Annotated in this window: 27 protein-coding genes; 22 read left to right on the top strand and 5 right to left on the bottom strand. The window is 72.2% G+C overall.

Annotation, left to right across the window (positions count from 1 at the left end):
- Positions 1–2: 2 nt before the first annotated feature.
- From ACFFIC_RS24060 to pqqE, 8 genes are all read left to right on the top strand, one after another.
- Entirely contained in the window at positions 3–983 is a 981-nt protein-coding gene (locus ACFFIC_RS24060) for an ABC transporter substrate-binding protein (RefSeq protein ID WP_377055146.1), read from the top strand.
- A 1-nt stretch (position 984) separates the two neighbouring features.
- A complete protein-coding gene (locus ACFFIC_RS24055; RefSeq protein WP_377055144.1) occupies positions 985–1,776 on the top strand; it encodes an ABC transporter permease in 792 nt (263 codons plus the stop codon).
- Positions 1,769–2,938, top strand: a complete 1,170-nt coding sequence (locus ACFFIC_RS24050) for an MFS transporter (RefSeq protein WP_377055142.1) — start codon at positions 1,769–1,771, stop codon at positions 2,936–2,938. The genes ACFFIC_RS24055 and ACFFIC_RS24050 overlap by 8 nt, the downstream gene beginning before the upstream one ends.
- 77 nt (positions 2,939–3,015) lie before the next feature.
- Entirely contained in the window at positions 3,016–3,108 is a 93-nt protein-coding gene (gene pqqA / locus ACFFIC_RS24045; protein ID WP_377055140.1) for a pyrroloquinoline quinone precursor peptide PqqA, read from the top strand.
- A gap of 67 nt (positions 3,109–3,175) precedes the next feature.
- Positions 3,176–4,141: a pyrroloquinoline quinone biosynthesis protein PqqB gene (pqqB, locus tag ACFFIC_RS24040; protein WP_377055138.1), complete on the top strand. Its 966-nt coding sequence runs from the start codon at positions 3,176–3,178 to the stop codon at positions 4,139–4,141.
- Entirely contained in the window at positions 4,138–4,890 is a 753-nt protein-coding gene (gene pqqC, locus ACFFIC_RS24035) for a pyrroloquinoline-quinone synthase PqqC (protein WP_377055136.1), read from the top strand. The genes pqqB and pqqC overlap by 4 nt, the downstream gene beginning before the upstream one ends.
- Positions 4,887–5,162, top strand: a complete 276-nt coding sequence (pqqD, locus tag ACFFIC_RS24030; RefSeq protein WP_377055134.1) for a pyrroloquinoline quinone biosynthesis peptide chaperone PqqD — start codon at positions 4,887–4,889, stop codon at positions 5,160–5,162. Before pqqC ends, pqqD begins: the two co-directional genes overlap by 4 nt.
- A complete protein-coding gene (gene pqqE / locus ACFFIC_RS24025) occupies positions 5,159–6,256 on the top strand; it encodes a pyrroloquinoline quinone biosynthesis protein PqqE (RefSeq protein WP_377055132.1) in 1,098 nt (365 codons plus the stop codon). Before pqqD ends, pqqE begins: the two co-directional genes overlap by 4 nt.
- 3 nt (positions 6,257–6,259) lie before the next feature.
- On the opposite strand, the gene ACFFIC_RS24020 is transcribed toward pqqE, so the two are convergent.
- From ACFFIC_RS24020 to ACFFIC_RS24010, 3 genes are all read right to left on the bottom strand, one after another.
- Positions 6,260–6,844: a c-type cytochrome gene (locus tag ACFFIC_RS24020; protein ID WP_377055130.1), complete on the bottom strand. Its 585-nt coding sequence runs from the start codon at positions 6,842–6,844 to the stop codon at positions 6,260–6,262.
- Positions 6,845–6,855: 11 nt separating this feature from the next.
- Positions 6,856–8,088: a PQQ-dependent sugar dehydrogenase gene (locus ACFFIC_RS24015; protein ID WP_377055128.1), complete on the bottom strand. Its 1,233-nt coding sequence runs from the start codon at positions 8,086–8,088 to the stop codon at positions 6,856–6,858.
- 113 nt (positions 8,089–8,201) lie between these two features.
- Positions 8,202–9,713, bottom strand: a complete 1,512-nt coding sequence (locus ACFFIC_RS24010) for an aldehyde dehydrogenase family protein (protein WP_377055126.1) — start codon at positions 9,711–9,713, stop codon at positions 8,202–8,204.
- A 197-nt stretch (positions 9,714–9,910) separates the two neighbouring features.
- Here ACFFIC_RS24010 and ACFFIC_RS24005 point away from each other — a divergent pair, with 197 nt between their 5' ends.
- From ACFFIC_RS24005 to ACFFIC_RS23990, 4 genes are all read left to right on the top strand, one after another.
- Complete coding sequence (locus ACFFIC_RS24005; protein ID WP_377055124.1) at positions 9,911–11,347, top strand: malonyl-CoA decarboxylase; 1,437 nt, start codon at positions 9,911–9,913, stop codon at positions 11,345–11,347.
- A 2-nt stretch (positions 11,348–11,349) separates the two neighbouring features.
- Positions 11,350–12,558 (top strand): CaiB/BaiF CoA transferase family protein, encoded by a 1,209-nt coding sequence (locus tag ACFFIC_RS24000; protein ID WP_377055122.1) that lies wholly within the window; start codon positions 11,350–11,352, stop codon positions 12,556–12,558.
- Positions 12,545–13,423, top strand: coding sequence for an alpha/beta fold hydrolase (locus ACFFIC_RS23995; RefSeq protein ID WP_377055120.1), 879 nt, complete (start codon positions 12,545–12,547; stop codon positions 13,421–13,423). Before ACFFIC_RS24000 ends, ACFFIC_RS23995 begins: the two co-directional genes overlap by 14 nt.
- 96 nt (positions 13,424–13,519) lie before the next feature.
- Positions 13,520–14,647, top strand: coding sequence for an alpha/beta hydrolase (locus ACFFIC_RS23990; RefSeq protein WP_377055118.1), 1,128 nt, complete (start codon positions 13,520–13,522; stop codon positions 14,645–14,647).
- A gap of 66 nt (positions 14,648–14,713) precedes the next feature.
- Here the strand turns inward: ACFFIC_RS23990 and hemB are convergent, their stop codons facing one another.
- Entirely contained in the window at positions 14,714–15,709 is a 996-nt protein-coding gene (gene hemB, locus ACFFIC_RS23985; protein ID WP_377055728.1) for a porphobilinogen synthase, read from the bottom strand.
- Positions 15,710–15,852: 143 nt separating this feature from the next.
- Here hemB and rpiB point away from each other — a divergent pair, with 143 nt between their 5' ends.
- The 10 genes from rpiB (at position 15,853) to ACFFIC_RS23935 (ending at position 24,252) form a co-directional block, all read left to right on the top strand.
- Entirely contained in the window at positions 15,853–16,311 is a 459-nt protein-coding gene (rpiB, locus tag ACFFIC_RS23980; protein ID WP_377055116.1) for a ribose 5-phosphate isomerase B, read from the top strand.
- Complete coding sequence (gene glyA, locus ACFFIC_RS23975) at positions 16,308–17,612, top strand: serine hydroxymethyltransferase (protein ID WP_377055114.1); 1,305 nt, start codon at positions 16,308–16,310, stop codon at positions 17,610–17,612. Before rpiB ends, glyA begins: the two co-directional genes overlap by 4 nt.
- 15 nt (positions 17,613–17,627) lie before the next feature.
- Positions 17,628–18,080, top strand: a complete 453-nt coding sequence (gene nrdR / locus ACFFIC_RS23970) for a transcriptional regulator NrdR (protein WP_377055112.1) — start codon at positions 17,628–17,630, stop codon at positions 18,078–18,080.
- A 12-nt stretch (positions 18,081–18,092) separates the two neighbouring features.
- Positions 18,093–19,211, top strand: coding sequence for a bifunctional diaminohydroxyphosphoribosylaminopyrimidine deaminase/5-amino-6-(5-phosphoribosylamino)uracil reductase RibD (gene ribD / locus ACFFIC_RS23965; RefSeq protein ID WP_377055110.1), 1,119 nt, complete (start codon positions 18,093–18,095; stop codon positions 19,209–19,211).
- A 115-nt stretch (positions 19,212–19,326) separates the two neighbouring features.
- Entirely contained in the window at positions 19,327–19,938 is a 612-nt protein-coding gene (locus tag ACFFIC_RS23960) for a riboflavin synthase (RefSeq protein ID WP_377055108.1), read from the top strand.
- Positions 19,935–21,053, top strand: coding sequence for a 3,4-dihydroxy-2-butanone-4-phosphate synthase (gene ribB / locus ACFFIC_RS23955; protein WP_377055106.1), 1,119 nt, complete (start codon positions 19,935–19,937; stop codon positions 21,051–21,053). The genes ACFFIC_RS23960 and ribB overlap by 4 nt, the downstream gene beginning before the upstream one ends.
- Positions 21,050–21,547, top strand: a complete 498-nt coding sequence (ribH, locus tag ACFFIC_RS23950) for a 6,7-dimethyl-8-ribityllumazine synthase (RefSeq protein WP_377055104.1) — start codon at positions 21,050–21,052, stop codon at positions 21,545–21,547. The genes ribB and ribH overlap by 4 nt, the downstream gene beginning before the upstream one ends.
- The gene (nusB, locus tag ACFFIC_RS23945; RefSeq protein ID WP_377055102.1) at positions 21,544–22,074 is read left to right on the top strand and encodes a transcription antitermination factor NusB; all 531 of its coding nucleotides are present in this window, start codon (positions 21,544–21,546) and stop codon (positions 22,072–22,074) included. Before ribH ends, nusB begins: the two co-directional genes overlap by 4 nt.
- 22 nt (positions 22,075–22,096) lie before the next feature.
- Positions 22,097–23,059 (top strand): thiamine-phosphate kinase, encoded by a 963-nt coding sequence (gene thiL, locus ACFFIC_RS23940; RefSeq protein WP_377055100.1) that lies wholly within the window; start codon positions 22,097–22,099, stop codon positions 23,057–23,059.
- Positions 23,059–24,252, top strand: coding sequence for an MFS transporter (locus tag ACFFIC_RS23935; RefSeq protein WP_377055098.1), 1,194 nt, complete (start codon positions 23,059–23,061; stop codon positions 24,250–24,252). The genes thiL and ACFFIC_RS23935 overlap by 1 nt, the downstream gene beginning before the upstream one ends.
- 53 nt (positions 24,253–24,305) lie before the next feature.
- Here ACFFIC_RS23935 and ACFFIC_RS23930 read toward each other — a convergent pair whose 3' ends face one another.
- Entirely contained in the window at positions 24,306–24,785 is a 480-nt protein-coding gene (locus ACFFIC_RS23930; RefSeq protein WP_377055096.1) for an outer membrane protein assembly factor BamE, read from the bottom strand.
- Positions 24,786–24,793 lie beyond the last annotated feature (8 nt).

The raw sequence follows: 24,793 nt of genomic DNA, 5'->3' as shown, positions 1-24,793 counted from the left end.
GAATGACCGAGTTCACCCGCCGCGCCGCGCTCGGCGCGACCATGGGCGGAGCGCTGGCCCTGCCCCTGGCCGCGCCCGCGCTGCGTGCCCAGGCTCTGACCAAGATGCGCGTCAGCGTCATTCCCGTGCTCGACGTGGCGCCGCTCCACGCTGCCATCGCGCAGAACTACTTCGCGGCCGAGGGCATCGAAGTGGACACCTCCTCCACCGCCGGCGGCGCGACGGGGCTGCCCGGCCTCGTCGCGGGGCAGTACCGCGTCACCTTCTCCAACACCGTCTCCGCCCTGCTCGGCGTGCGGGAGGGGCTGGATTTCCGGTTCATCTCGGGCGCCGCGCGCTCGCTCGCCCAGCCGCCCGACACCATGGCGATCCTGGTGCGCAAGGGCTCCGGCATCACCACCGGCAAGCAGCTGGAGGGCAAGCGCGTCGCCTCCAACACGCGCAACAACATCGTCTGGCTGCGCGGCATGGCCTGGATCGACAAGACCGGCGGCGATTTCAAGCGCGTCACGACGGTGGAGGTGCCGTTCCCGCAGATGGCGGACGCCCTGGCGGGGGGCCAGATCGACGCCGGGCTGTTCAGCGAACCCTTCGTGACCTCTGCCCTGGAGACGCATGGCGACAAGCTGGAGCGCATCGGCTGGATCATCCAGGAAACCGCGCCCTCCTCCTCCATCGCGCAGTACGTCGCCATGAAGGAGGACCTGGACAAGAACGGCGAGGTCTTCGAGCGCTTCGTGCGCGCCCTGCACAGGGGCACGGACTGGGTGAACGCGGCCGCCGGCAAGCCCGAGCTGCTGCAGCTTGTCGCCAACTTCACGCGCGTGCCGCTGGAGCGGCTGCAGAAGGTCGCCTTCACCGCCTATCCCAAGGAGGTCACCACCGCCGAGATCGCGGAGATGATCGCAACCATGACGAAGTTCGGCCTGGGCGGCCGCTATCCCGCGCCGGCCGAACTCATCTTCCGCACGGCGAAGGCCTGAGGTGGCGGGCGGCGTCCTCGCGGCGACCCGAGGGTTCCGCCCCAGCTCGGGCGTGTGGCTGGTGCTCGGCCTGTTCCTTCTGTGGGAGGTTTCGGCACGGACCGGCATGGTGGACAGTCCCAACTGGCCGCCGCTGTCGCGCGTCGCGGCGGCGCTGGCGCGGGACACGGTGTCGGGCGAGATCCCGATGCTCGTCGGCTCCACCCTCGCCCGCATGTTCGCGGGGCTGGCCGCCGGTACGATCGCCGGCATCGCCGCGGGCCTCCTCTTCGGCGCCAGCACCCTGGCCCAGCGGGTCCTGGGGCCCACGGTGGAGCTGATCCGCCCCATCCCCATCCCGGCCGTCATCCCGCCGCTGGTGCTGTTCCTCGGCCTGGACAACGGCATGAAGATCACGGTGGCGGCCGTTTCCGCCTTCTTCCCACTACTGACGAACACCGCGCAGGGCCTGCGCGCGGTGGAGGCCGACCAGATCGCCATGGCGCGCACCTTCGGCGTGCCGGGCTGGCGGCGCCTGTTCCGCGTCACGCTGCCGGCGATCCTGCCCTATGTCATGGCCGGGCTGCGGGTGGCCCTCGCACTCGCGCTCGTCACCACGGTGGTGGCGGAGATGATCGCGGGGGAGCAGGGCGTGGGCCACTATCTCGTGCTCATGCAGTTCGCGGGCCGGGCGGAGGAGATGTATGCCGCCGTTCTCGTTCTCGCCTTCCTCGGCTATGCCCTGAACCGCGGTTTCCTTTGGGTCGAGCGCCGTTCCATCGCCTGGTACTTCGCCGCCGGGCGCGATGGCTGAAGCGCCCACGCGCTGGTCCGAGATCGGCGCGCTTGTGGCGGCCGGCGTGGCGGCCGCCCTGCAATTCGGCAAGGTCGCCCCCTCCCTCATCCCGATCGGGGAGGGCTTCGGCATCGGTCTGGCCGGCGCGGCGGGGTTGATCTCGGTCTTCGCCCTCGTGGCCGCCGCGGCGGGGCTGCCGGCCGGGCTTCTCGCGGCCAGGGCAGGGGTGCGGCGGGTGCTTCTGGCCGGCCTTTGGGCGCTCGGCGCCGCGGGCATCGCCGCCGCCCTGGCACCGGGGCCCGGCCTTCTCTACGCTGCGCGCGGGCTGGAGGGCGCGGCCTTCCTGGCGGTGATCGTTTCCGCCCCCACCCTCGTGGCCGCCCGCGCCGCCGCGCCGGACCGGGCGCTGGCCATGACGCTCTGGAGCGCCTTCATGCCGACGGGCATCGCGCTCGGCCTGCTGGCGGCACCCCTCGTGGAGCAGTTTGGCTGGCGCGTCGCATGGGCCCTCTCCGCCGCGCTGCCCTGGGCGGCGGCGCTGCTTTGCCTTTCGCGGGTCCCGCGCTCCGCCGGGCGCCCCATCGCGGCGCAAGGGCGCCTTCTCCATCAGGTCGCGGCACTCTGGCAGGCGCGCCTTCCGGTCTTCGTGGCGCTGGCCTTCGCCTGCTACGCGGTCGTGTACTTCGGCATCGCGAGCTTCCTGTCCGCCCGGCTCGTCGCGGGTTTCGGGCTGCCGCTGTCGCTCGCGGGCATCGCCGGCGCCGTCGCGGCGGCCGCCAACATCGCCGGCAACCTCCTGGCGGGCGCCCTGTTGCGGGCCGGGCGCCACCCCGCGCGGCTGGTGATGGCGGCGGGGGCGGCGATGACCCTTCTGTCCACCGGGGCTTTCGCTCTGCCTTTCTCCCTTCCGCTCACCCTTTCGGCGGCCCTGCTGGGTTCTGGCATCGGCGGGGTGGTTCCCGCCTCGCTTTTCGCGCTGGCACCGCGCTCGGTCGGCTCGCCCTCGCTCACCGGCCCGGCGCTCGGCCTCCTGGTCCAGTGCAACAATGCCGGCTCGGTCGTCGCGCCCCTCGCAATCGCCGCCATGGCCCGGCATGATTGGTCGCTGGCCGCCATTCCGCTGGTGCTGGCCGGGGCGGCGCTTCTGCTTCTCGCGCGCCCGCTCCGCCGCGTCGTGTAAGGCGCGGCGCCATTGCCGTTGACGCGGGCCGCCAAATCCGCCCGAATGGAGGCGGCGCCAACCCGCCCAGCCAAACAATGAGGAAGAACGCAATGACCTGGAAGACCCCCAAGATCGTCGAGATCTCGGTTGCCATGGAAATCAACTCCTACGCCTGCGCCGAGGTCTGATGCCGTTCTCCCCCGGCCGGCAGGCCGGGGGCTTCGACCACCGCGAACCCTTCATGCCCCGGATGCCATGCTCCGGCTGATCGTGCTTGGCTCGGCGGCGGGCGGTGGGTTTCCGCAATGGAACTCCGCCGGCCCGGGCTGCCTGCGCGCGCGCGCCGGTGATCCTGCCGCCCGCCCCCGCACCCAGTGTTCCCTGGCCGCCAGCGCGGATGGGCGGCGATGGGTTCTGCTCAACGCCGCGCCGGAACTCACCGCCCAGATCGCGGCCACCCCAGCCCTTCACCCGCACCCCGCGCCCGGGCAGGTCCGCCATTCCCCCATCGCCGCCGCCGTGCTGACCGGGGCGGAGGTGGACACGGTGGCCGGCCTTCTTTCGCTCCGGGAGCGCCACCCCTTCGCGCTCTACGCCGCGCCGCAGGCGCTGGCGGTGCTCGCGGCGAACCCCATCTTCCGGGCCCTCGATCCCGGCCTCGTTCCCCGCCGGCCGCTCGCCGTGGGCGAGACGGAACTGGAGGACGCGGCCGGAGAGTCTCTGGGCCTGACGGTCGAGGCCTTCTCCGTGCCAGGCAAGATCCCGCTCTTCCTTGAGGAGGGCGCCGATCCCGGGCACGAGGAGGAGGGCAGCACGATCGGCCTTTCGATCCGCGCGGGCGATGCCCCGCCCGCCTTCTTCATCCCGGGCTGTGCCGCCATGACCCCGGCCCTGTGCGAGCGTCTCCGTGGTGCGGCCCTTGTGCTGTTCGACGGCACCCTGTGGCGCGACGACGAGATGCAGCGCACCGGCGCAGGGGTGAAAACCGGTGCCCGCATGGGCCATATGAGCGTGGACGGGCCGGGCGGCGTGATCGCCGCCTTCCGGGATCTCGGCGTGCGCCGGCGCGTCCTGGTTCATCTCAACAACACCAACCCCCTTCTCCTCGCCGACAGCCCGGAGCGCGCGCTGGCTGGGGCCGCCGGATGGGAGGTCGCGGAGGACGGAATGGAACTTTTCGTGCAGCCCACCCCGCCGGCCGTCCGCGCCGGGCCAGCATGAGCGGACCCCCGCTTTCGCGCGAGGAGCTGGAATTCCGCCTGCGCGCGATCGGCGCCGAGCGCTACCACAGCCTTCACCCCTTCCACCGGCTGCTTCACGGTGGCCACCTCAACAAGGGGCAGGTCCAGGCCTGGGCGCTGAACCGCTACTACTACCAGGCCAGCATCCCCGCGAAGGACGCCAGCCTCCTTGCCCGGCTGCCCACCACGGACCTCCGGCGGGAGTGGCGCCGGCGGCTGGAGGACCATGACGGCGACGGCAGCAAGCCCGGCGGCGTGGAGCGCTGGCTCCGCCTCACCGGCGGCCTGGGGCTGGACGAAGCCTATGTCACGTCCCTGGCCGGTCTCCTCCCCGCCACGCGCTTCGCGGTGGACGCCTATGTGCACTTCGTCCGCGAGCGCACGGTGCTGGAGGCCGTTGCCTCCTCGCTCACCGAGATGTTCTCCCCCGCCATCATCTCCGAGCGGGTCAGCGGCATGCTCCGCGCCTATGACTTCGTGGACGAGAACACGCTCGCCTATTTCACCCCGCGCCTGACCCAGGCGCCGCAGGACGTCGCCTTCGCGCTCGATTACGTGGCGCGGGAAGCCCGGACGCGGGCGCAGCAGGAGGAGGTCATGGCGGCGCTGCGCTTCAAGTGCGACCTTCTCTGGGCCCAGCTCGACGCCCTGCACCACGCCTATGTTTCCCCGGGCCTGCCGCCCCCCGGCGCCTTCGTGCCCGAAGCGCTCACGGCCGCGCCGGCATGACGGTGGAGGGCGCCACCGTCCTGCGCCTGGCCCGGGGCATGCGCCTGCGCGAGGACGCCACGCGCGCCCGCTGGGTGGTGATCGGCCCCGAACGCCTGTTCGTGCCCGACGAGATCGCACTGGAAATTCTCCGCCTGCTGGACGGTGCCCGCAGCGTGGACGCCATCGTGGACGATCTCGCCGCCCGCTACGACGCCCCGCGCCCGGCGATCGAGGCGGACGTGCTCGCCCTTCTGCGCGACCTTGCGGGACGCGGCGTGGTGGCGGCGTGACCGCGCCGCCCGCCCCTCTCGGCCTGCTCGCGGAACTCACCCACCGCTGCCCGCTGCGCTGCCCTTACTGCTCGAATCCGACGGAGCTTTCCCGCGCCTCGGCGGAACTGGACGCCGCCACCTGGGGCCGTGTCTTCCGGGAGGCCGCGAGCCTGGGCGTGCTCCAGCTCCACCTGTCCGGCGGAGAGCCCGCGGCGCGGCGCGACCTGGCCGAGATCGTCGCGCACGCCGCCGCCGCTGGCCTCTACAGCAACCTCATCACCTCCGGCGTGCTTCTCGATGCCGCGCGCCTGCGGGCATTGGCCGCCGCCGGGCTGGATCATGTCCAGCTTTCCGTGCAGGACGCCGAAGAGGCCTCGGCCGACCGCATCGGCGGTCTTTCCGGGGGCCATGCGCGAAAGCTCCGCTTCGCCGCGGAGGTGCGGGAAGCCGGCCTGCCCCTGACGCTGAACGCCGTGGTCCACCGCCAGAACCTGGACCGCCTGCCGGCCCTGATCGACCTCGCCCTGCAACTCGGCGCCGGGCGGCTGGAGGTGGCGCATGTGCAGTATTACGGCTGGGCGCTCCGCAACCGCGACGCTCTGCTGCCGGGCCGCCAGCAGCTTGACGCGGCAACGGCAACGGTCGCCGAGGCGCGTCGCGCCCTGCACGGCCGCCTGGTGATCGACTACGTCGTGCCGGACTACCACGCGCACCGCCCCAAGGCCTGCATGGGCGGATGGGGCCGCAGCTTCCTCGCTGTTTCCCCGGCCGGAAAGGTGCTGCCCTGCCACGCCGCCGAAAGCCTGCCCGGCTTTGATTTTCCCAATGTGCGGGACACATCGCTCGCCGAAGCCTGGAGCGGTTCCGAAGCCTTCGGGCGCTTCCGCGGCACCGACTGGATGCCCGAGCCTTGCCGGGGCTGTGAGCGCGCCGAGGTCGACTGGGGCGGCTGCCGCTGCCAGGCCTTCGCGCTCACCGGGGACGCCGCCAGCACGGATCCCGCCTGCTCCCTCTCCCCCCACCACCATCTGCTGGACCTCGCGGTGCGGGAAGCGGCCGCGGCCCCCCCGGATTTCACCTATCGCGAGATGGGGGCGAAGGCCGCGGTCTGACGGTCAGCGCTGGGCCACGTAATGCGCGAGCGCCGCGATGTCGGCGTCGCTCAGCCCCTGCACCACGCCGTTCATCTGCGTGTCCGAGCCGCGCCGCTTGTCGTCGCGATAGGCGCGCAGGGACTCCGCCAGGAAATCCTCCCGCTGCGCCGCGATGTGCGGCACCTGGTTCTGCCCGGAAAGGTCGGCGCGGTGGCATATTCCGCAGCGCAGCGGCCCCGCCAGCGCCTCGCCGCGCGCGAAGGCCTCGGCGTTGCGCGGCGCCCGGTCCTCGGGCGGCGCGTGGGGGAGGGAGGCGAAATGCCCGGCCAGATCCTCCACCTGCTCGTCCGTCAGCCCCGAGGACGGTGCCTCCATCGGCGGCACGTCGCGCAGCCCTTCGCGGAACAGCACGAGCTGCAGCGCGATGAACTCCGGCTGCTGCCCGGCGAGCGAGGGGATGTTCTCGATGGCCGAGACGCCGCGCGCGCCGTGGCAGGCGCCGCAGTTCCGCTCCTCGGCCAGTGCCGCGCCCCGCGCGGCATCGGCGGCAAGGGTCCCGGAAGCGGGAAGGGCCAGCGCAAGCGCCAGCCCCCCCGCGAGCATCATCCGCAACCCGGTCACCGGGCGTAGGAGATGCGGTAGATCGCGCCGTTCAGCTCGTCCGACACCAGCATGGAGCCGTCGGGCATCACCATCACGTCCGTCGGCCGGCCCTTGAAGCTGTTGTCGCCGCTGTCCAGCAGCCCCGTCAGGAAGGGCTCCACCGTGCCACGCGAGCCGTCGGCATTGAGCGTCACGGTCACCACGTCGAAGCCGCTCTTGGCGTCGCGGTTCCAGGAGCCGTGGCGGGCGACGAAGGCGCGGCCGCGGTAGTTCTCGGGAAACATGGTGCCGCCGTAGAAGCGCATGCCGAGCGGCGCGGTGTGCGAGCCCAGCATCGCCACGGGCGCGGGGAACTCTGAGCACACCCGCCCGGCATGGCCGGGGTCCTGCCAGGCCTCGCCCGAGCAGAAGGGAAAGCCGTGGTGCTCGCCCACGCGGTTCAGCCGGTGCAGCGTGTCCTGCGGCACCTCGTTGCTCACCCAGTCCCGCGCGTTGTTGCTGGCGTAGAGCACGCCCGTGCCCGGCTGCCAGTCGAAGCCCACCGAGTTGCGGACGCCGCGCCCGACCACCTCGCGCCCCGAGCCGTCCGGGTTGAAGCGCACGATCAGGGCATGCTTGTTCTCGTCGATGTCGCAGACGTTACAGGGCGCGCCGATGTTCATGTACAGCTTGCCGTCCGGCCCGAAGGACGCGAACTTCCACCCGTGATGCGCCTCGGTCGGAAGCGCGAAGGCCTGGGTCAGGTCCACGGGCTCCGCGTTGGGGTTCTGCGCGATGTTGTCGTAGCGCAGCACGCGGTTGATCGCGATGACGTAAAGCGAGCCGTCCCGCACGGCCACGCCGTTTGGATTGTCCAGGCGCTGGGCCAGCACCCGCGGCGTGCGCGTGCCGCCCTCGTCCTTGATCGCGTAAACGCGCCCGATGGTGCGCGTGCCGACATAGACGGTGCCGTCCTCGCCGCGCGTCATCATGCGCGCGCCGGGCATGCCGGACGCCCAGAGTTCGGCGCGGAAGCCCGCGGGCAGCCGGATGGCATCGACGGGAATGCGGTCGGCGGGCGTCGCGGTCAGCCGTGGCGAGTGCGGCGCCAGCGGGCTGTTCGCCTGCTCCGCGCCGCGGCCCTGGGCCCAGGAGGGTGGGGCGGCGGGAGCCGCGGCGGCCGGCGCGGGCTGCTGAGCGAGGGCGGGCAGGGAGATCGCGAGGGTCAGGGCGCAGGCAAGTGGCAGGCGCCAGGGGGTTGGTGGCATCGTGTTCCTCCCGAGGGCGCTTGGGTGCGCCATTCTGGAGAAAGCTTAATCATGACCGGCCGGTCAGCACAATGACGGCCACCCCGGCGCCCGGCGCCGGGGTGGCCGGGCCATCAGCCCATGTTCACCATGATGGTCTTCTTGTGGGTGAAGTGCTCCAGCATCGCCTCCAGCGAGGCCTCCTTGCCCAGGCCGGAGGACTTCACCCCGCCATAGGAAAGGTTCGCCTGCACCACCAGGTTCTGGTTGATCTGCACCAGCCCGGCCTCCAGCTTGTGCGCCAGGTTCAGCCCGACCTTGAGGTTGTTGGTCCACAAGCTGGCCGCCAGCCCGTAGTCGCTGTCATTCGCCTCGGCCAGCACCGCCTCGGGGTCGTCGAAGGGCATCACGCAGGTGACGGGGCCGAAGATCTCCTCGCGCACCAGGCGGCTGTCCTTGTCCAGACCCGTGAAGATGTAGGGGCGGATGAAGAGCCCCTTCTTCAGCGCGGGGTCGGTCGGCATGGCGGAGCAGGCGCGCCCGTTCGCGCCGGCGGTGGCCACGCCCTCGTCGATGAAGGACTTCACCTTCTCGAACTGGCCCTCGGAGATGATGGTGCCGATGTCCGTCCTCTCGTCCAGCGGGTCGCCCATCACCATCTGGTCCACGCGCTCGGCCATGGCGTCCACGAAGCGCTGGAAGATCGGGCGCTCCACGTAGATGCGGCTGGCCGCCGTGCAGCTCTGCCCCTGGCGGGTGAAGCGCATGGAGGTGATGGCGCCGGCCAGCGTCTTCTCGAAGTCGCAGTCGGCGAAGACGATCATGGGCGACTTGCCACCCAGCTCCAGCGTCACCGGAATCAGTTTCTCCGCGGCCGCGCGGTAGACGATCTTTCCGGTCTCGACCGAGCCGGTGAAGGTCACCTTGCGGACCCTGGGGTGCTCCACCAGCGGCGCGCCGCATTCGGGGCCGAAGCCCGAGACCATGTTGAACACGCCTGCCGGCAGGATGCGGTTCATCAGCTCGCAGATGCGGAGCACCGCCAGCGGCGCCTCCTCGGCGCTCTTCACCACCACGGCGTTGCCGGCCACCAGCGCGGGCGCGACCTTCAGCGCCATCAGCAGCATCGGCACGTTCCAGGGGATGATGGCGCCCACCACGCCCAGCGGCTCGCGCACCGTCACCGACAGCACGTCGGGCGCGAAGGGCACGCTCTCGCCCTTCAGCTCGCCGCCCAGGCCGCCGAAGAACTCCAGGATGTCGGCGACGGTGTTCGCCTCCACGCGGCTCTCGGTGCGCAGCGCCTTGCCGGTTTCCAGCGCGATCAGCCGGCCCAGCTCCTCCACATGGGCGCGGATCACGGCGGCGCATTGCGCCACCAGCGCGCCGCGCTTGCGCGCGGGGGTCCTGGCCCATTCCTTCTGGGCGCGCGCCGCGTCCTGCACCGCCGCGTCGACGTCGGCGGCGTCACCCTCGGCCGCGGCCGCCACCTCCTGGCCGGTCGCGGGGTTCACCACGGCAAAGGTCTTGCCCGAGCGCGCCGGCACGTAGCGCCCCCCGATGAAGTGCTGCCCGGAGAGCGCCTTGGCCAGCACGAAGGGGTCGGTGGTGGGCGCCTCTGGCGTGGGATGCGGGCGGTCGAGCATGGTGTTTCCTCCGGAAAAGGCGGGGGAGGGTGCCCCCGCCGGCCCCGGGCCGCAAGCGCGCCGGCGCCCTGGCGGAAGCGTGCCTTGCCCGCTTCGCCCCGCCCGGCCAATCTGCGGGCGATCGCGCCCCGGCCTCGGAACCGGGGGGCCAGACCCGCCCCGGCCCCATGGCCGCGGGCCCCGCACCGGAGAGATACATGTCAGAGGCCGTGACGACCGTCGACCGGGAGGCGCCCGAGCAGGACGCCCAGGCCGAGGCCGCCCCCGCCGCCGCCCGCTCCTGGATCGAGCGGCTCTGGTCCTCCATTGCCGACCGCGGCCGCCTTTTCGCCTCCGTCCCCAGCGATTCCATCCCCCCGCTGGACCGCGCGAAGAGCCTGGTGGAAGCCCTGCTGACCGAGCGCGGGGAGGCCTCCGGCGCCGCCGTCGCGCGGGAGGTGATGGGCGCGCTGCGCGACCTCGCCCCCGCCGACCGCGCCGCGTTCCACCTTTTCATGGCCACCAGCTTCGGCCCGAAGCCCGACTCCCTGCGGGAGGCGGCGCTGGCCTACCTGTCCGACCCCAGCCCGGCCAACGCCGCCCACCTGTCCCGCTGCGCCGAGCCGCCGCGGCAGGAGCTGCTGCGCCGCATGAACATGTCCCCGGGCGGCACCGCGGCCCTGGTGGAGCTGCGCCGTCAGCTTCTGCAGGAGATGCGGACGGAGCCGGCGCTCAAGCCGCTGGAATCCGACCTGCACCACCTTTTCGTTTCCTGGTTCAACCGCGGCTTCCTCCAGCTCCGCCGCATCGACTGGCAGACGCCCGCCGCGGTGCTGGAGAAGATCATCCGCTACGAGGCCGTGCACGAGATCGCCGGCTGGCACGACCTGCGCCGCCGCCTCGCCGCCGACCGCCGCTGCTACGGCTTCTTCCACCCGTCGCTTCCGGACGAGCCGCTGATCTTCGTGGAGGTGGCGCTCGTGCAGGGCCTGTCCGCCGCGGTGCAGCCTTTGCTGGAGGCGGAAGGGGAGGCTGGCGCCGAGGCCCGGGCGGCGGAGGCCGATACCGCCATCTTCTACTCCATCTCGAACTGCCAGGAGGGCCTGCGCGGCATCTCCTTCGGCAACTTCCTGATCAAGCAGGTGGTGGAGGACCTCAAGGCGGAACTCCCGCAGCTCGTCCGCTTCTCCACCCTTTCGCCCATTCCCGGCTTCCGGCGCTGGCTGGACAAGCGCATCGCCGATGGCGCCGCCGACGGCGAGCTCGCGCTGCCGCTCTCCGAGCCGGAATGGTGGCGCGAATCCGCCCGGGCCGAAGGGCTGCGCGCGCCCCTGATGCGGCTCTGCGCCGAGTACCTCACCGGCACCGGCGAGCGCCCGGGCGAGCGCATGGACCCCGTGGCGCGCTTCCACCTCGGCAACGGCGCAAGGCTCGAGCGGATCAACTGGCTGGGCAACACCGCGCCCCGCGGCATGCAGGAATCCTACGGACTGATGGTCAATTATCTCTACGAGCGCGACGAGATCGAGCGGAACCACGAGGCCTTCGCCCGCGGCGGCACGGTGGTGCGTTCGGGCGGCGTCGACGCCCTGCTCGCGCCGCCCAAGGCCCTGCCCGTCCGCAAGGACAAGACGCGCCCGGCCAAGGCATCCTGAGCGTGGCGCCCCAATTCGCGCCCGGCGCGCTGGCCGGGCTGAAGGTGCTCGACCTCACCCGCGTCCTCGCCGGCCCCACCTGCACGCAGATGCTGGGCGACCTCGGTGCCGAGGTCATCAAGATCGAGCGCCCCGGCGCCGGCGACGACACCCGTGGCTTCGCGCCCCCCTACGTGCCGAAGACCACCGAGAGCGCCTATTTCGTCGGCGTGAACCGCAACAAGAAGTCGGTCACGCTCGATATCGCCAGGCCCGAGGGGCAGGAGATCGTCCACCGGCTGCTCGCCGAGTGCGACATTCTCGTCGAGAACTTCAAGGTCGGCGCCCTCGCCAAGTACGGCCTGGCCTGGGAGGACCTGAAGGACCGCTACCCCCGCCTGATCTACTGCTCCATCACCGGCTTCGGGCAGACCGGCCCCTATGCTCCGCGCCCCGGCTACGACGCGCTGATCCAGGCCATGGGAGGCGTGATGTCGCTCACCGGGGAGATCAATGGTGAGCCGCAGAAGGTCGGCATCCCCGTGGCCGACCTTTTCGCCGGCCTCTACGGCTGCATCGGCGTGCTGGCGGCGGTGAACCACCGCAACAGCACCGGCCAGGGCCAGCGCATCGATATCGGCATGCTCGACACGCATGTCGCCTGGCTCGCGAACCAGGGCATGAACTTTCTGGCCACCGGCGAGAACCCGGCCCGGCTGGGCAACCAGCACCCCAACATCGTGCCCTACCAGGTGTTTCCCTCGCAGGACGGCTACATCGTTCTCTCGGTCGGCAACGACCCGACCTTTGAGCGCTTCTGCAAGCTCACCGGCCAGGAGGCGCTGCTCGCCGATCCTCGCTTCGCCACCAACGCGAAGCGCGTGGAGAACCGCCAGCTCGTCACCGACACCCTCACCCCCGTGATGCGCACCCGCACCACCAAGGAATGGGTCGAGGCGCTGGAAGCGGCCAAGATCGGCTGCGGCCCCATCAACACCCTCAAGGACGTGTTCGCCGATCCGCACGTGCAGGCGCGCGAGGTGATCGTGGAGATGGACCACGCCAGCGGCGAGCGCGTGCAGGTGATCGCCAACCCCGTGCGCCTTTCCGCCACGCCGCCCTCCTACCGCAGCGCCGCCCCCGTGCTCGGCCAGCACACGGAGGAGGTGCTGGCGCGCCTCGGCCTCGACGCGGACGCCATTGCGAAGCTGCGGTCCGATGGCGCGGCCTGAGCCGCCCCGCGAGCAGCCCCGGCCGGGCGCCTTCCGCGCCCGCCTTGGCTCGCTGGAGGCGACCCTGCGCTGGTTCGAATGGGGGCCGCCGGAGGGCGACCCCATTCTCTGCGTCCACGGCCTGACCCGCACGGGCCGGGACTTCGACGCCCTGGCCACCCGCCTCGCCCGCGCCGGGCGCCGCGTGATCTGCCCGGACGTCTTCGGCCGCGGCTTCAGCGACTGGCTGCCCGACGGCAGCCTTTATGCCGTGCCCAACTACGCCATGGCCTTCCACCAGTTCCTGGCCCGGCTCGGCCGGCCCTACGACTGGGTGGGCACCTCCATGGGCGGGCTCATCGGCATGGCGGTGGCCGCGACCCCCGGTGCCGGGCCCCGGCGGATGGTGCTGAACGACATCGGCCCCTTCATCCCCGCCGCGGCCCTGCAGCGCATCGCGGCCTATCTCGCCCTGTCCCACGACTTCGCGGGGATCGAGGAGGTGGAGACCCATCTCCGCCTGGTCCACGCCCCCTTCGGCAACCTGCCCGATGCGGCCTGGCGCCACCTGGCCGAAACCAGCGCCCGCCGCACGCCCGAGGGCCGGACCGTGCTGCACTACGACCCCGCGATCGCCGCCCCCATGGCCGGGCCGGTCGCGGATGTGGACCTCTGGGCCCTCTGGAACGCCATCCGCTGTCCCGTCCTGGTTCTGCGCGGCGCCGAGAGCGACCTGCTGGAGGAGAGCACCGCCACCGCCATGGCCGGCCGCCCGGCGACCCAGCTCGTCACCGTCGCCGGCTGCGGCCATGCTCCCGCCCTGATGGATTCCGGACAAACCGAACTGGTCGCGGGCTTTCTCCTCAAGGCCGTTCCGGAGGGCTGAACGCGGCGGAGGCCGCAGGAGGGGGCCGGCAACTGCACCGTCAGCGTGACGTTCCTGCCGGCAGTGCCCACCCGGGCCGTTGGAGAAGAACCCCACATGACGACTCTTTCCCGCCGGGGGGCGATGATGCTGCCCTTCGGCCTGGCTGGCCTTACCGCCGCCTGTGCCCCCGCCGCCCGCCAGATGGCGATGAACGCCGACCCGACCGGCCGCGCCGACCCCGAGATGCTGTCGCTGCTGGAAAGCTACGCCCGGCTGAACCCCCTGCCGATCGAGACGCTCGGCGCCGCCCAGGCCCGCCAGCAGCCGAGCCTGGCCGACGCGGTGCGCGCCCGCGCGCTGGAGCAGCAGAACATCAATCCCCAGCGCCCGATCAACAGCCAGCAGGACTTGGCGCTGACCACGGTGCCGAACGCGCTGCAGGCGCGCATCTACCGCCCCATCACGCGCTCGAGCGGCCCCTTGCCCGTGATCCTCTACTTCCACGGTGGCGGCTGGGTCATCGCCGACATCGAGACCTACGACGCCTCCGCCCGCGCCCTCTGCGCCGAGGCCGAGGCCATCGTGGTCTCCGTCCACTACCGCCAGGGACCCGAGGTCCGCTTCCCCGGCGCGCATGACGACGCCAACCTCGCCTATGCCTGGCTGGTCACCAACGCCGCCGCGATCGGCGGCGACCCGAACCGCCTGGCCATCGTGGGCGAGAGCGCGGGCGGCAACCTCGCCCTGAACGCCGCCATCTTCGCGCGCGACCGGCGCCTGGTCGCCCCGCGCACGGTGGTCGCGATCTACCCCGTCGGCGGCGTGGACCTGGAGACGCCCTCCTACACCCGCTTCGCCAACGCCAAGCCGCTGAACAAGCCGATGATCCAGTGGTTCGTCGCCAACTACACGACCGGCCCCGCGCAGCTGCAGGACCCGCGCCTGGACATCGTCGGCCGCGCCGACCTCGCGGGCCTGCCGCCCGTGCTGCTGGTGAATGCCGAGATCGACCCGCTGGCCTCTGACGGCGACCGACTGGCGGACAAGCTGCGCGCGGCCAACGTGCCCGTCACGCACACGGTTTATCCCGGCGTGACCCACGAGTTCTTCGGGGCCGACGCGGTGCTGACCAAGGCCAAGCAGGCCCAGCGTCAGGTGGGCGAGGCGCTCCGCACCGCCTTCAGCGCGCCGGCCGACGTGCCGACGCCGCCGCGCCAGGGCCGTCGCCGCGCGGCGATGTGACGACGCGCCCCCGGGGCACCGGTCCGGCCGGTGCCCCGGCGGGCGGCAGCCACCCCGCGCGCCGGTTCAGCCGGCGCGCAGCCGCCTCGCGGCATCCACCGCGAAATAGGTGAGCACGCCGTCCGCGCCCGCGCGGCGGAAGCTCATCAGGCTTTCCATCATCGCCCGCTCCCGGTCGATCCAGCCGTTCTGCGCCGCGGCCGCGATCATCGCGTACTCGCCGCTCACCTGATAGGCGAAGGTCGGCACCGAGAAGTGCTCCTTCACCCGCTGGAGGATGTCGAGATAGGGCATGCCGGGCTTGACCATCACCATGTCCGCGCCTTCGGCCAGATCGGCCGCCACCTCGCGCAGCGCCTCGTCGGAATTGGCCGGGTCCATCTGGTAGGTGCGCTTGTCGCCCTTCAGCGCTCCGCCCGAGCCCACGGCATCGCGGAAGGGCCCGTAGAAGGCGGAGGCGTATTTCGCCGAATAGGCCATGATGCGCGTATGGATCAGCCCGCGCCGGTCCAGCGCCGCCCGGATCGCGCCCACCCGCCCGTCCATCATGTCCGACGGCGCGATGATCCCGATGCCCGCCTCGGCCTGCACCACCGCCTGGGCAACCAGCACCTCCAGCGATTCGTCGTTGTGGACGTAGCCGGTCCGGATCACCCCGTCATGACCGTGGTCGGTGTAGGGGTCGAGCGCCACGTCCCCCACCAGCGCCAGTTCCGGGAAGTCCCGCGCAAGCTGTCGCGCCGCCCGGCACATCAGGTTCTCCGGGTTCTTCGCTTCCGTTCCCTCCGCGTCCTTCTTCTCCGCGGGGGTGGCCGGGAACAGGGCCACGGCCGGGATCCCCAGCGCCGCCGCCGGGCCCACATGGTCGGACAGCCCGTCCAGCGAGACCCGGAACACGCCGGGCATGGAGGCCACCGCCTGGCGCTGTCCCTCGCCCTCCACCACGAAGATCGGCCAGATCAGGTCGTCCACCGAGAGCCGGTTCTGCGCCACCAGCCGGCGGGTCGGGTCGTCCAGCCGGTTCCGGCGCGGGCGGGCGGTGGGGAAGGGGGCGTGGGTCATGCCGGATGTTGTCGCGCCGCCGGGCGCGGGCGCCAAGCCCTGCCGCTCCGCCCGGCCTCCCCGCGCTCCCGCATGGCGGACCTGCCCCCAAGGATGAGCGCCGGCGTTCCACCCGCGGCACAAGCCGTGGTAGAGGCGCCGCCATGTCCGCCCCGCTCACCATCGCCGTCGGCGCCGACCATGCCGGCGTCGCCCTCAAGTCCACCCTCCGCCAGGCGCTGGAGGAGGCCGGACACTCCGTGCTCGACATGGGCACCCAGGGCCCGGAAAGCGTGGACTACCCCGACTTCGGCGCGGCCGTGGCCGAGGCCGTGCAGGCCGGCCGCGCCCGCTACGGGGTTCTGGTCTGCGGCACTGGCATCGGCATCTCCATTGCCGCCAACCGCCTGCCGGGCATCCGCTGCGCCCTCGTGCACGACTCCACCGGCGCCCGCCTTTCGCGCGAGCACAACGATGCCAATGTGATCGCCTTCGGCGCTCGCATGACCGGGGTCGAACCGGCGCTGGAAGCGCTGCGCGCCTTTCTCGCCACCCCCTATGCCGGCGGCCGCCACGACCGCCGGGTCCTGAAGCTCTCGCCGGACTGGACCCGCACCCCATGAACGACCTCTCGCCCGCCGCCAGCACCGACCGCTTCTTCAACGCCCCCCTCTCGGAGATCGATCCCGAGATCGCCGACGTCCTGGCGCGCGAGATGGTGCGCCAGCAGGACGGCATCGAGCTGATCGCCTCGGAGAACATCGTCTCCCGCGCCGTGCTGGAGGCCCAGGGCTCGGTGCTGACCAACAAGTACGCCGAGGGCCTGCCGGGCAAGCGCTACTACGGCGGCTGCGAGATCGTGGACATCGCGGAGACGCTGGCGATCGAGCGCGCCAAGAAGCTCTTCGGCTGCGGCTTCGCCAACGTGCAGCCCCATTCCGGCGCCTCGGCCAATTCGGCGGTGTTCTTCGCGCTCCTTCAGCCCGGCGACACCTTCATGGGCCTGGACCTCGCGGCCGGCGGGCACCTGTCCCACGGCTCCCCGGTAAACCTGTCCGGCAAGTGGTTCAAGGTCGCGCCCTACACCGTCCGGCGCGAGGACCAGATGATCGACATGGAGGAGGTCGCCCGCATCGCGCGGGAGAGCCGCCCCAAGCTGATCCTGGCCGGCGGCTCCGCCTATGCCCGCACCTGGGACTTCGCCCGCTTCCGCGAGATCGCGGACGAGGTGGGCGCGATCTTCATGGTGGACATGGCCCATTTCGCGGGGCTCGTGGCTGGCGGCGCCCATCCCTCACCCTTCCCCCACGCCCATGTGGTCACCACCACCACCCACAAGACCCTTCGCGGACCCCGCGGCGGCCTGATCCTCTCGGATGACGAGGCGCTGGCGAAGAAGCTCAACTCCGCGGTGTTTCCGGGCACCCAGGGCGGGCCGCTGATGCATGTCATCGCCGGCAAGGCCGTGGCGCTGGCCGAGGCGCTGCGCCCCGAGTTCCGCACCTATGCCCGTGCCGTCGTCGATAACGCCCGCGCCCTGGCCGCCGAGCTGGCAGCGCAGGGCTTCGGCCTGGTCACCGGCGGGACCGACAACCACCTCGTGCTGGTGGACCTCCGCCCCAAGAACCTGACGGGCAAGGCGGCCGAGGCCGCGCTGGGCCGCGCCCACCTGACGGTGAACAAGAACGCGATTCCCTTCGACCCCGCCAAGCCCTTCGTCACCTCCGGCGTGCGGCTGGGCTCGCCCGCCGCCACCTCCCGCGGCTTCGGCGAGGCCGAGTTCGCAGAGGTGGCCCGCCTGATCGGCCAGGTGCTGGACGGCCTGTCCCGCGCCAACTCGCCGGAGGGCAACGCGGCGGTTGAGGCGGCGGCGGGCGAGGCGGTTCATGCCCTCTGCGCCCGCTTCCCGATCTACGCCAGCTAAGCCCGAAACAGCCGGATGCGCTGCCCTTTCTGCCAGTCCGAGGACACGCAGGTGAAGGACAGCCGTCCGGCGGAGGATGGCGCCAGCATCCGCCGGCGCCGCTCCTGCAACGCCTGCGGCGCCCGCTTCACCACCTTCGAGCGGGTGCAGCTCCGTGAGCTGACGGTGCTCAAGACCGACGGCCGCCGCGTTGCCTTCGACCGCGAGAAGCTGGCCCGCTCCATCCGCGTGGCCCTTCGCAAGCGCCCGGTCAACGAGGACCAGGTGGAGCGCATCGTCACGGGCATCCAGCGCCGGCTGGAGTCGGAAGGGCCGGAGGAGCTGACCTCCCGCATGATCGGCCAGCGCGTGATGGAGGTGCTGCGGGAACTGGATCCCGTGGCTTACGTGCGGTTTGCCAGCGTTTACGAGAATTTCCGCGACGCGAAGGACTTCCACGCCTTTCTGGGCTCCCTGGACAACTCCTGATCCCGCGCGCACATGCGCCCCGTGTCTGATGAGCAGCATATGCGGGCGGCCCTGGCCCTGGCGGCGCGGGGCCTGGGGAACACCTGGCCCAACCCTTCCGTCGGCTGCGTCATCGTCCGGGACGGGCGCGTGGTCGGCCGCGGCCACACCCGGCCGGGCGGCCGCCCGCATGCCGAGACCGAGGCCATCCGCGCCGCTGCCGGGCAGACACGCGGGGCCACCGCCTTCGTCACCCTGGAGCCCTGCTGCCACTGGGGCCGCACGCCCCCCTGCACCGATGCGCTGATCGCCTCGGGCGTCGGCCGCGTGGTGGTGGCGCTGCGGGACCCCGACCCGCGGGTGGACGGCGTGGGCCTCAAGCGTCTCCGCGACGCCGGAATCACGGTGGAGGTCGGCCTGCTGGAGGAGGAGGCGCGGCGCGTCAACGCCGGCTTCAGCAAGCGCCTTTCCCAGGGGCTGCCGATGGTCACGCTCAAGCTCGCCACCACGCTGGACGGCCGCATCGCCACCCGCGCCGGCGAGAGCCAGTGGATCACCGGCCCGGAGGCGCGCCGCCTGGCCCATGCGCTGCGGGGCGCGCACGACGCCGTCATGGCCGGCAGCGGCACGGTGCTGGCCGACGACCCCGAGCTGACCTGCCGCCTGCCGGGCTATGCCCCCGTGCCCACCGTGCGGGTGGTGGCCGACGCGCGCCTCCGCACCCCGCTCGCCGCCCGCCTCTTCAACAGCGAGGCCCCGGCCTGGATCGCCACGGCCCCCGGCCACGACCCCGCCACCATGGCGGCCCTGGAGCAGCGGGGGGCGGAGCTGATCGACGTGCCCCCCGCGCCCGGCGGCGGGTTGGAACCGTTCACCTTGCTGCGCGCCCTGGCCGCCAAGGGCATCACCCGCCTGATGGTGGAGGGCGGAGCCGCGCTGGCCGCCTCCCTCCTGCGCGCGGGGCTGGTGGACCGTCTGGCCTGGTTCGCGGCCCCCGCCCTGATGGGCGGCGATGGCCTGCCCGGGCTGCATTCCCTCGGCGTGGACCGGCTGGACCAGATGCCGCGCCTCCGCGTCACCGCCCGCCGCCCCGCCGGGACCTGCTGGCTGGTCGAGGCCGACCTTGTTCCAGGGCCAGCCGCGCCGGCCTGACCTGCGCGGCTTCCCCCTTGCCAGGAGGCGCCCCCCACGCCATCCCCTGGTGCAGACCGGAAATCTCCTCCGGGCCCTTCCGGGGCTTCTCCCGATCGAAACGGAACCATCCCCCGTGTTCACCGGCATCGTCACCGCCATCGGCACGATCCGACGCCTGACCCCCATCGGGGCGGGCCAGGACATGCGCGTCGCCATCGCCACCCCGCCCGGCTGGCTCGAAGGGGTCGCCATCGGCGCCTCCATCTGCTGCTCCGGCTGCTGCCTGACCGTGGTGACCCTGGCCGAGGACCTTTTCGAGGTGGAGATCTCCGCCGAAAGCCTGTCGCGCACCACGCTGGGCGCCTGGGCGGAGGGCACGCGCATCAACCTGGAGCGCTCGCTGCGCATGGGCGACGAGATGGGCGGTCACGTGGTCTCCGGCCATGTGGACGGGGTGGCCGAGATCCTGTCCGTGTTCCCCGAGAATGGCTCCCACCGCTGGACCTTCCGCCTGCCGCAGGGCCTGTCGCGCTTCGTGGCGGAGAAGGGCAGCATCACCGTGGACGGCGTTTCGCTGACCGTGAACGCGGCCGACGACACCACCTTCGGCGTGAACCTGATCCCCCACACCACCGAGGTCACGGCCCTCGGCACCCTCCGGCCGGGCGGGCGGGTGAACATCGAGATCGACATGCTGGCGCGCTACGTGGCCCGGCTCCGTCAGTTCGAGGGGGCCGGCGCATGAACATCCAGACCACCACCACCTCCTTCGCCGACTTCATCAGCCCCACCGAGGAGCTGCTGGAGGAGGCCCGCCGCGGCCGCATGTTCATCCTCGTGGACGACGAGGACCGGGAGAACGAGGGCGACCTCGTGATCCCCGCCCAGTTCGCGACGCCGGACGCCATCAACTTCATGGCCCGCTACGCCCGCGGCCTGATCTGCCTGGCCATGACCCGCGGGCGGGTGGAGCAGCTCGGCCTGCCGCTCATGGCGCAGAGCAACGGCACCCGCCACCAGACCAACTTCACCGTTTCCATCGAGGCGCGCGACGGCGTGACCACCGGCATCTCGGCCGCCGACCGCGCCCGCACGGTGGCGGTGGCCATCAACCCCGAGCTGAACCGCGAGCACATCGTCACCCCCGGCCACGTCTTCCCGCTCGTGGCGCGGGAAGGGGGCGTGCTGGTCCGCGCCGGGCACACCGAGGCCGCCGTGGACTTCTCGCGCCTCGCGGGCCTGAACCCCGCCGGCGTGATCTGCGAGATCATGAACGACGACGGCACCATGGCCCGAATGCCCGACCTGGTGTCCTTCGCCCAGCTCCACGGCCTGAAGCTCGGCACCATCGCCGACCTGATCGGCCATCGCCGCCGCACGGAGCGCCTGATCCGCCGCGTCGAGGAAGGCACCCAGGACGACGCCCCCGGCGGGCCCTGGCGCGTCGTGATCTATGCCAACACCCTGGAATACGGGGAGCACGTGGCCCTGGTGAAGGGCGACCTGTCCCGCCCCGGCCCCGTGCCGGTCCGCATGCATGCCGTGAACCTGCTGGCCGACATCACCGGCCGCCACGGCCCCAAGGACCTGCACATGGCCATGGAGGAGATCGCCCGGGAGGGCAGGGGAGTCGTGGTGCTCATCCGCGACGTGAAGGCCACGGCGCTGTCCGAGCGCGTGCGTGCCGGGCGCGAGAAGATCTCGCCCGAGCTGCGCGACTACGGCATCGGCGCCCAGATCCTGGCTGACCTCGGCGTGCGCGAGATGACCCTTCTGTCCAACCACCCCCGCCCCATCGTGGGCCTGGAGGGCTACGGCATCACCCTGCACGACACCCGACCCATCGGAGACAACCCGTGAGCACCGCCGACAGCCCGCTCCGCGCCCCGCCCGAGCTGGATGGCCCGCCGCCCCGCGTGCTGGTGATCCAGGCCCCCTACTACGCGGACGTGGTGGGCGGCATGGTCGATGGCGCGCTCGCGGTCCTCGCCGGCCTCGGCGCCGAGACCGAGGTGGTGGACGTGGCCGGCGCCTTCGAGCTTCCGGCGGCGCTGCGCATGGCCGTCCGCGCCGGGGGCCATGACGGCTTCCTGGTGTTTGGCTGCGTGGTGAAGGGCGAGACCGACCATTACGACCACATCTGCCGCGAGGCCTGCCGCGGCGTCATGGACGTGTCCATCGAGACCTGCGCCGCCATCGGCTTCGGCCTGCTCACCGTCCACAGCATCCAGCAGGCCATCGCCCGCTCCTCGCCCGACCGGCACAACAAGGGGGTGGAGGCCGCGAACGCCATGATCGGCCAGATCGCGCTCGCCCGGAAGTTCGCCGGGACATTCACGGAGACGGCGGCATGACCCAGGCCCCGAAACCCGGCGCATCGAAGGGCGCCAAGGGAGCCCGCCCGAACCCCGGCCGGCCCCGCACCGGCGCCCGCGTGGCCGCCGTGCAGGCCCTCTTCCAGTCCGAGGCGGGCGGGGAAAGCGCCGAGACGGTGATCGACCAGTTCGTTCGCCACCGCATCGGCACCCTCGGCACCGAGGACGGCTTCGAGGACGGTCGCGTGCCCCAGGCCGACGTGCCGCTGTTCAGTCGGATCGTCCGCGGCGCCGCCAAGGACTCCGAGACGATCGACACCGCCATTGCCGCCCACCTGTCGGACAAGTGGACCATCGAGCGGCTGGACCCCGTGCTGCGCGCCCTCCTCCGCGCCGCCGCCGCCGAGCTTTGGGCCGGGGGCGACACCCCCGCGCGGGTGGTGATCAACGAATACATGGACATCGCCCACGGCTTCTTCGACGGCGAGGAGCCCCGCTTCGCCAACGGCGTGCTGGACGCGCTCGCGCGCCAGATGCGCGGTGCCGAGTTCCAGCCGCGCGCCTGACGCGCCCAGGCTGAGCTCCAGGGTGAGCCTTCCCCCCGAATTCGCGCTCATCGCCCGCCACTTCCGCCCCCTCGCGGGAGAGGGGGCGCTGGACCTGTCGGACGATGCCGCCCTCCTCTCGCCACCGCCCGGCCTCGACCTCGTCCTGGCAGCCGACGCCATGGTGGAGGGCGTCCATTACCTGCCCGACGATCCCCCGGAGACGGTCGGCCGCAAGCTGCTCCGGGTGAACCTGTCCGATCTCGCGGCCATGGGGGCGGCGCCGCTCGCCTATCTCATGACCACCGCCCTGCAGCGCGGCACGCCGCCCGGCTGGCTGGAGGGTTTCGCGGCCGGGCTGGCTGCGGACCAGCGGGAGTTCGGCCTGCATGTGCTGGGTGGGGACACCGTTGCGACCTCCGGCGCCGCCTGCCTTTCCCTCACCATTCTCGGCACCGTCCCGCCTGGCCGGGCGTTGCGCCGCGCGGGCGCCTTGCCCGGCGACGACCTCTGGGTCTCCGGCACGATCGGCGATGGCATGCTCGGCCTCGCCGTTCTCCAGGGCCGCCTTCCGCCCGACGATCACCTTGCCCGGCGCTACCGCCTGCCCGAGCCGCGCCTCGCCCTTGGCGCCGCGCTGCGTGGCCTGGCCCGGGCGGCCATGGACGTCTCGGACGGGCTGATCCAGGACCTCGGCCATCTCTGCCGCGCGGGCGGCCTCGGCGCCGTGCTGGACCTCGCGGCCCTTCCGCTCTCCCCGCCCGCCGCCGCCCTGGTCGGGGCCGACCCGTCCTGGCTCCCCCGCCTCGCCACGGGCGGCGACGACTACGAGCTGCTGTTCGCCGCCGCCCCGGAGGATGCCCCGCGCATCCTTGCCGCGTCCCGCGCCACGGGCACGGCGGTTGCGCGCATCGGGCACTTCACGCCAGGGCCGGCGGAGGCCACGGTGCGGGACCATGACGGGCGGGCCGTGACCCTTCCGCGGGGGGGATGGAGTCACTTCTGATGTCAGCGACCACCATGGACCGTCCCGCCGACACCGCCATGCGCCGCAACGTCCGGCTGCTCTTCTGCTGCCAGGCGCTGATGAATTCCTCGGTTGTCGGGCAGGCCACCATGGGTGCGCTGATCGGCTACAGCCTGGCCGAGAACAAGTCCCTCGCCACCCTGCCGATGGCCCTGCAGATGCTCGCCACCATGGCCGCTTCCATCCCCGCGGGCATGGTGTTCGCCCATCTCGGCCGCCGGGCGGGCTTCATGCTGGGCGCCGCGGGTAGCCTGCTGGGCAGCCTCGTCTTCGCGCTGGGCGTCTGGCAGGCGAGCTTTCCCCTGTATTGCCTGGGCGCCATCCCGGCGGGCCTCGGCTTCGGGATCGCCCAGCATTACCGCTTCGCGGCCGCCGAGGTCGCCTCGCCGGCCTACCGGCCGCGCGCCATCGCGCTCGTCATGGCCGGCGGCGTGATCGCGGCCGCGCTCGGGCCGGAACTGGTGAAGCACAGCCGCGACCTGCTGGCGCCCTTCCTGTTCCTGGGCACCTACCTGTTCCTGGCCCTGATGCCGCTGGCCTGCATGGCGCTGCTCACACGGGTCACCCTGCCGCCCGCGCCGCCCCGTGCCGCCGTGGCGACCCCGGTGATGGAGATCGTGGCCCGCCCTGCCTTCCTGACGGCGGCCCTGACGGGGGCGGTGGCCTATGGCTCCATGAACCTGCTGATGACCTCGACCCCGCTGGAGATGATGCTCTGCGGCTTCGGCATCCCGGCCAGCGCCACCGTCATCCAGGTACATGCCATGGCGATGTATGCCCCGGGCTTCGTCACCGGCCGGCTGATCGGCCGCTTCGGCACGCGGCCGGTCATCGTGGCGGGCATCGTGCTGAACGCCCTCTGCGTCGCGCTGGCGCTGATGGGCAAGGACTTCCTGCACTTCACCCTGGCCCTGATGGCACTCGGCGTCGGGTGGAACTTCATGTTCACCGGCGCCACCACCCTGCTGGCCGAAGCCCATACCCCCACCGAGCGCGTCCGTGCCCAGACCGCCAACGACTTCATCGTCTTCGGCACCGTGGCCTGCACGGCCTTCGGCTCGGGCCTGCTGCACGCCACCAGCGGCTGGAACCTGCTGAACATCCTGGTGCTGCCGGCGCTGGTCATCGCCCTGCTGCGGATCGCCCGCCGCCCCGTGCGCTTCGCCGCATAGGCGGGCGCCGCGCCGGCCGGAGCCGGGGCGCCGCCGCCCCGGCCTGAAAGCCGCTAGCGCGTGGGCGCGCCCAGCCCACCATTGGCGCCGGGCACGGTTTCCGGCGCGGCGGTCGGGCCAAAGCGTCCGATATTGCCGAACAGCGCCTGCAGCAGGGAGCGGTCGTTGCCCGGCACGGGCGTGGTGCGGTCCACCACCGCCACGTCCCGCATCTGGTCCTGGCCCTTCTGGTCAATGCCCTCGACGATGCCGCGGTCGTCGAAGCGCACCACCACCACCCGCTGCTTGTCCACGGCGGGCACCCGGCCCGGCCGAATGTGGCTGGTGGCGCTGATGTAGTACCACTCCCGCTGGTCGAAGGTGGAGGTCGCGCTGGGCGAGCCCAACACCGCCGTCACATCCGCCCGGCTGGACACGCCGGGCGTGAGCTGCTGCAGCATCTCGGCGTCGGCGGGGTTGCCGCGGAGCTGCTCCGGCGCCGCGAAAACCCCGCAGCCTGCCACCGGCACGGCCAGCACGAGCGCGGACGCCATCAGCGCCG

This window comes from Muricoccus vinaceus, assembly GCF_042433125.1.
Classification (GTDB): domain Bacteria; phylum Pseudomonadota; class Alphaproteobacteria; order Acetobacterales; family Acetobacteraceae; genus Roseomonas; species Roseomonas vinacea.
This window is presented reverse-complemented; position numbering and strand designations above follow the sequence as displayed.